Annotated in this window: 9 protein-coding genes and 2 pseudogenes; 1 reads left to right on the plus strand and 10 read right to left on the minus strand. The window is 67.9% G+C overall.

Annotated elements, in window-relative coordinates; all coding sequences use genetic code 11:
- From DMC18_RS25665 to DMC18_RS15035, 3 genes and pseudogenes are all read right to left on the minus strand, one after another.
- A pseudogene (locus DMC18_RS25665) lies at positions 1–869 on the minus strand (redoxin domain-containing protein); the annotation flags it as partial.
- A gap of 26 nt (positions 870–895) precedes the next feature.
- Entirely contained in the window at positions 896–1,930 is a 1,035-nt protein-coding gene (locus DMC18_RS15030) for an alpha/beta fold hydrolase (protein WP_110133057.1), read from the minus strand.
- A gap of 140 nt (positions 1,931–2,070) precedes the next feature.
- Positions 2,071–2,490 carry an organic hydroperoxide resistance protein gene (locus tag DMC18_RS15035; RefSeq protein ID WP_110118703.1) on the minus strand — a complete coding sequence of 140 codons (420 nt, stop codon included), beginning with the start codon at positions 2,488–2,490 and terminating at the stop codon, positions 2,071–2,073.
- 143 nt (positions 2,491–2,633) lie between these two features.
- Here DMC18_RS15035 and DMC18_RS15040 point away from each other — a divergent pair, with 143 nt between their 5' ends.
- Entirely contained in the window at positions 2,634–3,101 is a 468-nt protein-coding gene (locus DMC18_RS15040) for a MarR family winged helix-turn-helix transcriptional regulator (protein ID WP_110118704.1), read from the plus strand.
- A 519-nt stretch (positions 3,102–3,620) separates the two neighbouring features.
- On the opposite strand, the gene DMC18_RS15045 is transcribed toward DMC18_RS15040, so the two are convergent.
- From DMC18_RS15045 to DMC18_RS15075, 7 genes and pseudogenes are all read right to left on the minus strand, one after another.
- Positions 3,621–4,793 (minus strand): hypothetical protein, encoded by a 1,173-nt coding sequence (locus DMC18_RS15045; RefSeq protein ID WP_110118705.1) that lies wholly within the window; start codon positions 4,791–4,793, stop codon positions 3,621–3,623.
- A gap of 326 nt (positions 4,794–5,119) precedes the next feature.
- Positions 5,120–5,614, minus strand: a complete 495-nt coding sequence (locus tag DMC18_RS15050; protein ID WP_110118706.1) for a RidA family protein — start codon at positions 5,612–5,614, stop codon at positions 5,120–5,122.
- Between the two features lie 26 nt (positions 5,615–5,640).
- Positions 5,641–6,042: a cytochrome c gene (locus DMC18_RS15055; RefSeq protein ID WP_110118707.1), complete on the minus strand. Its 402-nt coding sequence runs from the start codon at positions 6,040–6,042 to the stop codon at positions 5,641–5,643.
- A 31-nt stretch (positions 6,043–6,073) separates the two neighbouring features.
- Positions 6,074–7,654, minus strand: coding sequence for a flavin monoamine oxidase family protein (locus DMC18_RS15060; RefSeq protein WP_233245183.1), 1,581 nt, complete (start codon positions 7,652–7,654; stop codon positions 6,074–6,076).
- 275 nt (positions 7,655–7,929) lie between these two features.
- Positions 7,930–10,428, minus strand: coding sequence for a TonB-dependent siderophore receptor (locus DMC18_RS15065; protein WP_233245184.1), 2,499 nt, complete (start codon positions 10,426–10,428; stop codon positions 7,930–7,932).
- Between the two features lie 453 nt (positions 10,429–10,881).
- Positions 10,882–10,954, minus strand: a pseudogene (locus DMC18_RS26955) (hypothetical protein); the annotation flags it as partial.
- A gap of 32 nt (positions 10,955–10,986) precedes the next feature.
- The coding region (locus tag DMC18_RS15075) for a TolC family protein (RefSeq protein ID WP_158285913.1) at positions 10,987–11,401 on the minus strand (415 nt) is incomplete at its 5' end.

Genomic DNA, 11,401 nt, shown 5'->3' on the forward strand with positions numbered 1-11,401 from the left:
GACGGGGCCAGCACCATGTGCAGGTCGCGGGCGTGGAAGCGGTGGACGAGGCCGGCTGCGGGGGCGTCCGACGTGGCGAACTCGCGGCCCGCCGTCCACGCGCCGGTCAGGCCCCAGCCGTTCAGCGGCAGGCGGTCGGGGGCGCGGTAGAGGTGGCTGCGGGCGGGCCGCAGGCCGCCCGGCGAGACGCAGGCCTGCGCCTGGCCATAGCCGACATAGCTTTCGCCCGAGCCGAGGTCGTTCCAGTCGGCGGCCGCCTCCGGGCCGCGTCCGACGGTGGCGGTTGGACCCGTGGGCACGGCCGGGCCGGGGATCTGCGCCAGCAACTCCTGGATCCGGCGGTCGCAGGCGTCGTAGCCGCCTTCGCCGTCGACATGGCCGCGCGCGCGGCCGTCGGCGCCGATGAAGTGGAACGACGGCCAGGCGTTGTTGCCAAAGGCGCTCCAGATCCGCCGCTCGCTGTCGAGCACCACCGGGAAGTCGACGCCCAGATCAGTGAGCGCCTGGCGCACATTGGCGGTCTCGGCCTCGAAGACGAACTCGGGGGTGTGGACGCCGACGATCGCCAGGCGCTCGCCATAGCGGGCCCGCCAGGCGCGCAGGTAAGGCAGGGCCCGCAGGCTGTTGATGCAGGAATAGGTCCAGAAGCAGACCACGACGACCTTGCCGTTCAGGGCGGCGGCGTCGAGCGGCGGGCTGTTCAGCCAGGGTCCCGACAGGCGCAGGGCGTTCAGCGCCGGCGAGGGCTCCAGCGCCCGGGCCAGGGCCTGGCGGGCCGGCGGCAGGGCCAGCACCCCGCCCAGCGACAGGGCGCCAAGGCCCGCGGCCTTCAGCCAGGCGCGGCGCGACAGCGGGTTCGGATCGGCCATGGCGATGGCTCCTTCTCCGGTAAGCGTCAGGCCCAGCGGGCGACGTCGAGGACGGCCTTGGCGAAGGCCTGGGGCGCTTCCTGCGGCAGGTTGTGGCCGACGCCGCCGCCGATCAGGCGGTGCTCGTAGCGGCCCTTGAACTTGCCGGCGTAGGCGGCGGGGGCGGGGTGGGGCGCGGCGTTGGCGTCGCCCTCCATCGTGATGGTCGGGACCGTGATGACGGGCGCCTGGGCGAGTTTCGCCTCCATGGCGTCGAAGCGGGCCTCGCCCTCCGCCAAACCCAGCCGCCAGCGGTAGTTGTGGATGGTGATGGCGACGTGGTCGGGATTGGCCAGCGAGGCGGCCGAGCGGGCGAAGATGGCGTCGTCGAAGGCCCACCTGGGCGAGGCGGTCTGCCAGATCAGCCGGGCGAAGGCGTCGGTGTTCTGGGCGTAGCCCTTCGCGCCGCGCTCGGTGGCGAAATAGAACTGGTACCACCAGGAGAGCTCGGCCTGCGGCGGCAGCGGGGCGGCGTTGGCCTGCTGGCTGCCGATCAGGTAGCCGCTGACGCTGACCAGGGCCTGGCAGCGCTCTGGCCACAGGGCCGCGACGATGTCGGCGGTGCGCGCGCCCCAGTCGAAGCCGGCGATCACGGCCTTGGGGATGTTCAACGCATCCATCAGGGCGACGACATCGGCCGCGAGGGCGGCCTGCTGGCCGTTGCGGGGCGTCGCGTCGGAGCGGAAGCGGGTGGAGCCGTAGCCGCGCAGGTGCGGGACGATCACCCGCTTGCCGGCCGCCGCCAGGATCGGGGCCACTTCGGCGAAGGCGTGGATGTCGTAGGGCCAGCCATGCAGCAGGATCACCGGGGCGCCGTCGGCGGGGCCCTGCTCGGCGTAGCCGACCACGAGGTCGCCGGCCTCGACCTGGCGCAGGGTCCAGCCCGGCTGGGCGGCGGTCGCGGCGCGGGCGGAAGAGGCGGCCAGGGCGGTGAGGGCGGCGGCTCCGCCCAGGACGGCGGCGGCCTGGAACAGGCGGCGACGGCGAAGATCGATGGCGGGCGAGGCGGGCGACGCGGTCATGGGGTGGCTCTCCGGTTGGGCGGTGAGAGTGGCGCGGACGGGCGGACGGGGATTGGCGGCGGCGATCGCGATTTGGACCGGCTGGAAGCGGCGAGGCGGGCCGATGGGACGGGGGAGGGAGATCGGCCCGCCGGGCCGGGTCAGATCAGGTTCAGCTCGACGTCGATGTTGCCGCGGGTGGCCTTGGAGTAGGGGCAGGTCTGGTGGGCGGCCTCGACCAGGGCGCGGGCCGTCTCCGGCGCCAGACCCGGCAGGCTGACATTGAGGCGGGCGCGCAGCACGAAGCCTTCGCCGGCCTTGGCCAGGTCGACCTCGGCGTCGATCGCCACGTCGGCGGGCAGGGCGACGCCCTGGGCGTGGGCGGCCAGGCCCAGCGCGCCGATGAAGCAGGCCGACCAGCCGGCGGCGAACAGCTGCTCGGGATTGGTCCCGGGACCGGCGCTTCCAGGGCGCGACAGGCGCACGTCGAGCTTGCCGTCGGTGCTGCGGGCCGCGCCGTCGCGGCCGCCGGTGACGTGGGTGGCGCCGGTGTAGAGGACGGCGTCGATCGGGGTGGTCATGGCGTTTCTCCTTTTCAATCGGATCCGATGTAATCGGTACCGATCTCATAAATCGAAGTTCGAGCGCGTGTCAACCTTCCGATTTAATCGGATCCGATTTATATTCGTGGCGTCCGACCCGCTTCCGCTTCCAGAAGGCCGCCATGACGACGCCCGATACGCCTCCCGCCGCCGAGAAGAAGGCCCCGCGCCTCGCCGATTTCCTGTGCTTCGCGGTCTATTCGGCCAACCTGGCCTATGGCCGGGCCTACAAGCCGATCCTCGACGAACTGGGCGTGACCTACACCCAGTGGATCATCATCGTGGCGCTGTGGGAGGAGGACGGCCAGAGCGTCAAGAGCCTGGGCGACAAGCTGTTCCTGGAGTCCAACACCCTGACCCCGATCCTCAAGAAGCTGGAGAGCCTGGGCTATCTGACCCGCCGCCGCGATCCCGCCGACGAGCGCCAGGTGATCGTCAGCCTGACGGAAGCGGGCCGCGCCCTGCGCGAAAAGGGCGGCCAGAAGACCCTGGTCAAGGCCACGGGCCTGGCGCCGGAGGAGTTCGCCCAGGTGCAGAAGACCGTGACGAAGGTGCGCGACAACCTGATCAAGCACGCGAACGACGGGTGAGGGGGCTTTCGTAGAGTTTCCGAAAACCCGTCATTCCCGCCGCAAGGGCGGGTGTTGACCGAAACAGACGCTTGCTCGCGACAGCGATCTAACCGTCCGAGACAAGCGGTTGGGTCAACGTCGGTTCATGACCCCGAGCGGACATCAGATGCGGCGCGCCCTCTCTCTTAGAGAGAGGGTTTCGGTGACCGCACCCAACCCTTGGCCGACATAAGATCCGTCCGCTTTCTGGCGGGGTGTCGGTGGCGGTGCATTCCCCGCCACAAGGGCGGGTGTTGACCGAGACAGACACTCGCTTGCGACACCGATCTGACCATCAGAAACAGGCGGCGGAGGCAGCTTCGGTTCACGACTCTTTGCAGACCTTCGGCGCGACCAACTCGGCAGCCATCCTCGATCGGAGAATAGGCAAAGCTTCGACGTGTGGGTTCAGCCCGTCGACATACTCCGTGTGTTGTGGAGCTGAATCGCAGCCAGAAGGTCGCTTAGGTGAGGGCCATTCCTCGCGTGCTAAAAAATTTAAGCCACCATCCTGAAGCCCACGCCACCTTTCTCCAAGGTGGTCAGATACTTCCAAGGGCTTTCGGCTTCACGCTTTGCCACTTGGCGCCAGGACTTAAGGGTGTGAACAGCTAGGCCTATTGCGCAGCCCGCCGCCGCCCCGGCCAAGGTGTGATTGGTAAGCCCTCCCATTAACGTTCCGGTTGCGGCAGAGCCACCCACTTCGCTTGTCAGCGCTTTCTCGGCGATTTTCTGCAGAAGCGATCTTGGCTCGTTGATCGCCTCGTCGCCGAACACCGCCTTGGCCAGAGGTGTAAAGCCCGCTCGATCCTTCTGCCAGCGGGCTAGGATATCGTTGACCGTGTCATCGAGATACTGCTGCAGAATCTTGGGATTGCCGATCTCCGGCGGCAGGGCCTTGGCTTCCTCCTCAAGCGCTTGGCGGAATCTCGCGAACGCGGCACGTTCTTCGGTAAGCGCCACCATGTCCTCAGCGCTGAGATGGCCGACATCACAGCGCTGATAGACGATGATCTCGGCGATCCGGTGACCATTGATGGGCTCTGGCTTGGGTGTGTCGCCCTCGCTGAGGCGATGGAGCAGGTTATCATCGCCGGCAGCGATCATCTGTCCGTGCAGGTCCGGAAACTCGGTGACGACCCGTAAGCCCTCATCGCGCGCAGCAGCGAACGCCAGGGTCGTCATGATCGCCGCGCCCAGCCTCGGATGGACCTCCAAATAGTGCTCGCCGTGTGGCCGTTCGGGTGCCCAGCAGAGGTCTTTGAATTCCAAGAATTCGCTAAAGTGATAGAAGATCTTGTCCGCATGAATCTGGAATCCGGCTGAAGGGTTCAGCCGTTGTCCCCAAAGGTCATCGGCGCTAGCGTTGTAATGCCCCTCGAATGCTTCCTTTGCGAATCTCGCACGGAAAGCCGCTTCGTCCGTCTCCAGACATTCGGCGATCTTTAGCATCAGCCGGCGCTGGGCGTTGCGGACGGCCTGACTGTGGAGGTTGACGGACCGTAGTAGCGGATTTTGATCTTTCGCCGCCCACCGAAACGTCTCGATCTCGGGATCGTCGGGTGGGGCCCAGCGCGGCCTCATGCGCGCCACGTGGGGAAACAACAACAAGGTCTGCTTGAGCCAGTTGGCGTCCCGCACCCGGATGTAAGGATAATTCAGTGCGTCCATCGGATATAGCCCCGGCCCCAGCTTTTCTTCAGCTTAAGCTTGAGCCTCTAAAAATTTCAACTGGAAGGCCGGCAACAATTGGCGTGCCCAGGTTCCTAGGTCTGCGCCGGGCCATGTCTGTAACCCACCCTTTGCGTCCGCTTCCTGGCGGGTTGTCGGTGGCGGTGCATTCCCCGCCTCCAGGGCGGGAGTGACGGGAGGCGGGGGCGTGCGCACCTGAGGCCTGCGGCGGAAGGGATCGAGGTTTCGCCGGCCGGCGGTGAAACCTCTCACCCTCCCACCGCTGCGCGGCGGGCCCCTCCCTCTCTCTCAGAGAGGGATTTTACTTACTTCTTCGGCGGGCGGGCCGCCTGGACTTCGATCTCGACCAGCATGCCGTCGGCGACGAGGGCGGAGACCTGGCTGGTGATGCGGGAGGGCTTGTTGGGCTGTTCGGCGGTGCCGAAGAAGGTCTTGTAGCCTTCCATCATGCCGGCGAAGTCCATCTTGCCGTCCTTGGCCGGGTCGCCGACCAGCAGGACGCGCATCATGACGACGTCCGACAGGGTCGCGCCCTGGCTCTTGAGGGCGTCTTCCAGGCGCTTGATGACGCCGATGGTCTGGGTCTTGGTGTCGCCGAACTTGGCCACGCCCGTGGCGGCGGCGTCGACGACCGGCGGGGTCATGCCGCTGACATAGATGGTGTCGTAGCCGGCCGGCACGGTGACGACGCTGGCGATGGCCGACTTGGGGTCGCCGCCGCGGACGATCCCCTGGGCTTGTGCGGCCAAGGGCGCGGCGAAGGCGGCGGCGCCGAGCAGGGCGAGGGCGAGGCGTTTCATGGGCGTCTCCTTATCGGTTTCTGGGATCAATGGGCCTGCAGGCCGCGGGCCTTGGCCTTGGCGTTCGACTGGGCGCGGACGCTGGAGATGTCGGCGAAGCTGACGGGCTTGCCCTTGTTGCCCCAGGCGCCGCGCACGTAGTTGAGGATGCCGGTCAGTTCGGCGTCGGACAGGTCGTCCTTGAACGAGGGCATGCCGGCCCGGCCGTTGATCACGACGGCGGCCATGAGCTTGCCGTCGCCCTGGACGATCGGCGCGCCGGCCAGGGCCGGGAAGGCGCCCTTGACCCCCTTGCCGGTGACCTGGTGGCAGGCCGAGCAGTTGTCGGCGTAGAGGCTCTGGCCGGTCGGCGGCGCGGCGAGGGCGGCGGACGCGCCCAGGGCCAGCGGAGCGGCGGCCAGGGCGGCGATGATGGCGTTGCGAAGCATCAAGTCTCCCCGAGGATCAGAAGTGCGGTGGTCAGGCGGCGCGGACGCGGGCGTGCAGCTTGCCGATCTGCTGCCAGGCCGACTCGATGGCCCCGGCCTGCCAGCCGCCAAGATAGCTGAGGTGCTCGCCGGCCAGGTAGAGGCGGCCGTCGGGTTCGCACAGCACCGGATAGGCGCTCTTGCGGCCGTCGTCGCTCCACTCGGCCCAGCCGCCGAGATTGAACTCGGCCAGGTGCCAGCAGAACGAGAAGGCGTTCTCGAAGCTGTCGGCGTATTCGGGGAACACCTTCTGGCCGGCGGCCACGGCGAAGGCGGCGCGGTCGGCCGGGCTCTTGGCGCTGATCTTGGCCGCCTCGCCGCCGAACGCGTAGTAGCCCAGCAGCACGCCCTTCTGCGACTGCCAGCCGGTCGACGGCAGGCTGATCGTGCCGATGCCGGGCATGTCGTTGTAGATGTGGCCGCCGTAGATGAAGTGGTCCTCTTCCCAGAAGCGGCGCTTCATCTGCAGGCCGATCTTGTTGACCGGAGCGTAGGCCACGCCCTCCATCGCCGCCTTGAACGGCTTGGAGGCCTGCAGGTCGACGCCGCGCAGCACGCTGAGCGGGATGGTGCAGATGCAATAGTCGGCGCTGATCTCGGCCTTCTCGCCGAAGGCGTCGCGGTAGCCGATCTTCACGCCCTTGGCGTCCTGGCGGATGGTCTCGACGACGCTGGAATAGCGGATCAGGCCCCCGACCTTGCGCTCGAAGGCCTTGGCGACCTGGTCCATGCCGCCGATCGGCTGGAGCATGGTGCGCTGCTGCTCGTAGCCGGCGACGGAGGTCAGGGTGCGCCAGGCGCCCGAGTGCAGTACGTCGGCCATGCTGCGCGGGGTGGAGGGCTTGCCCGGACCGGGCGAGACGCCGGCGCCGGGATGGACGTCGAAGCCGCGGCCGTCGGTGCCGGTGTAGGCGAAGTCGGTGGGCGACAGGCGGCCCTCGTTGACCATGTAGGCGACGAAGAGGTCGCGGTCCTCGGCGGTCATCGCGCTGTCCAGCCCGCCCTTGGCGGCGACCTTGGCGATCAGTTCGGCGGCGTGGCCGCGGGCGTCGGCGGCGATCTCGCCCTTGCGGACCGGCTTGCCCTTCAGCGGGCCCTCGCCCTTCTCGAAATAGACATAGGCGGCGTCGTTGTCGTTGACGAAGCTCTCCAGCGGCACGCCGAACAGCTTGGTGTAGTGCAGGGTCGAGCGGTGGTGGTAGGGGATCCGCCACGGGCCGTGGTTGATGTAGAGCCCCTCGTCGAACTGGCAGGTCTGGTCGTTGCCGTTGAGATCGACGTGGCGGAAGCCGCCCCGGGCGGTCTGGCAGCGGCCGCCGGCGAAGCCGCGGGCCTCCAGCACCTGCACCTCGTAGCCATGCTTGGTCAGTTCGTAGGCGGCGGTGAGGCCGGCCAGGCCCGCGCCCAGCACCACCACCTTGACCCCCTTGCCGCCGCCTTCCAGCGGGGGCGGGGCCGCCTGGGCCGAGGCGAAGCCGTAGCCCAGGGCGTCCATGCCGGCCATGGCCAGCGACACCCCGCCATAGGCCGCCAGGCCCTCGAAAAACCGACGACGCGTCAGAACTCCGTCCATATGCCCGCCCTGCTTCATTGTTCCGCCGACCGATGCTCCGGCGGCGAGGTCCATCTCGAAATCACCGTCTCGCCGGGGCAATCCATTTGCCGCCTGGAGACCACTCATGGGGTCGCTGAACGCCGTTGTGCCGAGCCCTTGGGCGCCCGCGCTTCGGCATGAGCGAAGTCTGGGCGCAGGGCGCGTGACGAAGGAATCGGAGGCCCCGAAAGAAGGGAGCCGGACACTGGGTCCGGCTCCCCATAGCGCTGGATTTTCCAGTGCTTAGCAAACGCTTAGAACGTGTAGGTCAGGCGTCCGTAGTAGTAGCCGCCGTTGATGCCGAAGGGCGAGAAGGACGGATACTGGGTGACGCAGCCGCCGCCGGAGGCGACGCAGGCCGACTGGAAGGCGGCCGAATACTTGTCGGGATACTCGTTGAACAGGTTGTTGGCGCCGATCGCCGCGGTGACCCCGACCGGGAACTTGTAGGAGACCTCCAGGTCGGTGATGGCCGTGGCGCTGACCACGGTCATCAGCAGCGGGCCGGTGCCGGGATCGGCCAGGGCCGAGGCCTTGCCGTAGAAGGTCTCGGTCAGGCTGACCGTGACCTTGCCGAAGCTGTAGAGGCCGTTCAGCCCGATCTTGTACTTGGGCGAGGCGGTCTCGAGCAGCGAGGCGGCGTTGCCGGCGAACAGCACCTGGCCGCTCGGGAAGGCCGTGCTGGTGGTGGCCAGGGCGGACGGGGCGGCCTTGACCTTGGTGATCTTGGTCTCGTTGAAGTTGCCGCTCAGCGTCCAGTCGATGCGGCCGTAGTCGCCCAGGCTGGTCGGGTAGGACAGCACCACGTCGACGCCCTGGGTGCGGGTGTCCAGGCCGTTGGAGAAGATGTTGATGCCGGTGCTGGTGACGGTGCTGTCCAGCACGTTGCCGTTGGCGGCGATCGCGGCGTTGACGTTGGCGTTGACCACCACGCCGTTGCGGATGCCGTAGATCGAGCTGGAGCCGAAGATCCGATCTTCGAGCTTGATGCGGTAGAAGTCGATCGTCGCCGTCAGCTTGGGCAGCGGGTGGGCCACCACGCCGAGGCTGTAGTTGGTCGACTTCTCGGGCTTCAGCTTGGAGATGCCCAGCAGGGCCGCCGCCGCCGAGTTCGGCGCCAGCTGCACGAAGGCGCTGGTCGGCGAGACGTTGGTGGCCGAGTAGTAGGATTCCGCCAGGGTCGGGGCGCGGAAGCCGGTGCTGACCGTGCCGCGGACGGCGATCATCGGGTTGAAGTCGTAGCGGCTGGTCAGCTTGCCGACCGTGGTGTCGCCGAAGTCGCTGAAGTCCTCGTAGCGCAGGGCCGCGTCGATCTTCCAGGGCTCGATCGGCGAGACGGCCAGGTCGGTATAGAGCGCCCAGCTGGTGCGGCTGTGGCCGCCGGCGTCGGTCTTGGAGAAGCCGGGATAGGACTGCGAGCCTTCCTTGTAGGTCGAGGCCGCGTCGCCGGCCCCGATGGCGTAGGTGTCGCGGCGCTGCTCGACGCCCAGGGCGACGTTCAGCGGCGTGGCCAGGCCGACCTCGAAGTCGTGGCGCAGGTCGATGTTGTTGGTCCACTGGGTGGTGCGCCAGCTGCCGGCGTGGAACGAGGTGGGGGTGAAGCCCTTGGTCGTGGTCGTCGAGGTGTCGGCATAGAGGCTGGCGTTGGCCGAGTCCTCGACCCGCACCTCGATGTCGTCGAGGCCGTAGGTGGACGACACGTCGAGATCCCAGCCCAGCACCTTGCCGCTGAGGCCCAGCGTCATGGCGTAGTCGTCCTCGATGATCCGTTCGCGCGGGCTGAAGCCGTTGGGGAACGGACGGTCGGCCGCGCCCATCTTGCCCTGCACGCGGTTGTAGCGGCGGTAGTTCTCGTAGGCCGAGGCGTCCTTGTGGCCGTAGGTGCCGAACGAATAGACCTCGAAGTCCTCGGGCAGCTCGACCCCGGCGTTGAAGGCCAGGACGTGCATCCGGTACTCGGCGTCGCCCGAGATCAGGTTCAGGTTCGGATAGCCCGAGATCTGGCTTTCGACGGCGTTGTTGGCGGCCGAATAGCTGGGGCTGGCGGTGTTGTAGACCCGCTGGTCGGGCAGGCCGCGGTTGGAGAAGCCGTGGTATTTGCTCTCGACGGTCAGATTCAGATAGCTGTTCTCGGTCGGCGTCGTGCCGAGGTTGGCCGAGAACGAGGCGGTCTTGCCGCCGCCGTCGAAATACTCGCCGCCCGTGGCCGAGACCACGCCGCCGCTGTCGGCCTTCTTGAGGATGATGTTGACGACGCCGGCGATGGCGTCGGTGCCGTACTGGGCGGCGGCGCCGTCGGTCAGCACCTCGATGCGGCCGATCGACGACATCGGGATAAAGCCGAGATCGGCGGAGGCGGCGCCCTGGTAGGGGCCCGACAGCACCGCGAAATTGGCCGTGGTGTGGCGGCGCTTGCCGTTGATCAGCACCAGCGCCTGGTTGGGCGACAGGCCGCGCAGGCGGGCCGAGAGGGTGAGGTTGGCCGTGTCGCCGCCGAACGCCTGGGCGTTGAAGGACGGGACCAGATTGGCCAGGCCCAGGCGCAGGTCGACCTGGCCGGTGCGCTCGAGCGTGGCGGTGTCGACCACCTGCACGGGCGCGGGGCTGTCGGCGACCCGCAGGCCGGTCTGGCGCGTGCCGGTGACGATGACGGTGTCGAGCTCGACGGAATCCGGCGCCGGGGCCGGTTCAGCGGCCAGCGCCACGGTGGTGGTGCAGAGAGCAATCGACAGGGTCGAGATCCCCGCGATCAAATTATTCTTTAGATTATTATTCATTGTAGCCCCCTCTTCGCAAAATCAACGCATGATTGATGACTCCTCCGTGGGGTTCCGCCCTAGATGTATTCTTATTGTTGAACGCGAATACAAGACTGAACAGTGGCTATGCCAAGGGTGAGCGTCGGGCAGGCCACTGGGTTCGGCAATGGGCAGGGGGCGTTGCGAGGCTGTTACATGGCCGCTAAGCGGCGCGCCGCTTCATTTCGCGGCGCCGAACGGCGGTTTACCAATTGGCCTGATCATCCGACTGGCGCCTCGGATAACGATGTTTGATCTTGCGCGCACGAACAGGGTCATGCCGCCAGCGCCTATCCGATCTGCGGAATCTCGCTGGGGTGGAGTTGCGGGCTTTGATGATCCTTCCGGGGGAGCCCCGGGCGCCAGGCCCGCAATCAGCTCGTCATCCCGGAAAGCCCGCAGGGCTTATCCGGGACCCAGGGGCCAAGCGCAGTGCGGTTGCCCCTGGGTCCCGGCTCTCCGCTACGCTCCGGCCGGGATGACGGCGGGGGAGGGGATCAAGGTGGAGACGCCCTACTGCCCCTCGCCAACCGCCCAGCCGCCGCCCAGGGCCTGGTAGAGGGCGATGGCGTTCTGCAGGCGGGCTTCGCGCACCTGGGCGAGGCCGAGGTCGACGGCCAGCAGGCTGCGCTGGGCGTCCAGCTCTTCCAGGTAGGACACATAGCCGGCCCGGTAGCGGCGGCGGGCGTGGTCGAGTGCCGAGGCGGCGGCGGCGCGCTGGCGCACGGCGGCCTCTTCCTGCTCGGCCAGCCGGCCGGTCCCCTCCAGGGCGCTCTCGACCTCGCCGAAGGCGGTGAGGGCGGCCTTGCGATAGGCGAAGGCGGCCTGGTCGCGACGGGCGCTCGCCGCGTCAGACTGGGCCCGCAGGCGGCCGCCGTCGAAGATCGGCGCCAGGACGCTGGCCCCCAGGCTCCAGATGGCGATCGAG

The sequence above is a fragment of the Caulobacter sp. D5 genome, assembly GCF_003185805.1.
Lineage (GTDB): Bacteria > Pseudomonadota > Alphaproteobacteria > Caulobacterales > Caulobacteraceae > Caulobacter.

Excerpts from the sequence above, each read along its gene's own strand:
- DMC18_RS15060 (WP_233245183.1), bottom strand. The coding sequence starts at position 7,654 with ATGGACGGAGTTCTGACGCGTCGTCGGTTTTTCGAGGGCCTGGCGGCC.
- DMC18_RS15035 (WP_110118703.1), bottom strand. The coding sequence starts at position 2,490 with ATGACCACCCCGATCGACGCCGTCCTCTACACCGGCGCCACCCACGTC.
- DMC18_RS15040 (WP_110118704.1), top strand. The coding sequence starts at position 2,634 with ATGACGACGCCCGATACGCCTCCCGCCGCCGAGAAGAAGGCCCCGCGC.
- DMC18_RS15045 (WP_110118705.1), bottom strand. The coding sequence starts at position 4,793 with ATGGACGCACTGAATTATCCTTACATCCGGGTGCGGGACGCCAACTGG.
- DMC18_RS15030 (WP_110133057.1), bottom strand. The coding sequence starts at position 1,930 with ATGACCGCGTCGCCCGCCTCGCCCGCCATCGATCTTCGCCGTCGCCGC.
- DMC18_RS15055 (WP_110118707.1), bottom strand. The coding sequence starts at position 6,042 with ATGCTTCGCAACGCCATCATCGCCGCCCTGGCCGCCGCTCCGCTGGCC.
- DMC18_RS15050 (WP_110118706.1), bottom strand. The coding sequence starts at position 5,614 with ATGAAACGCCTCGCCCTCGCCCTGCTCGGCGCCGCCGCCTTCGCCGCG.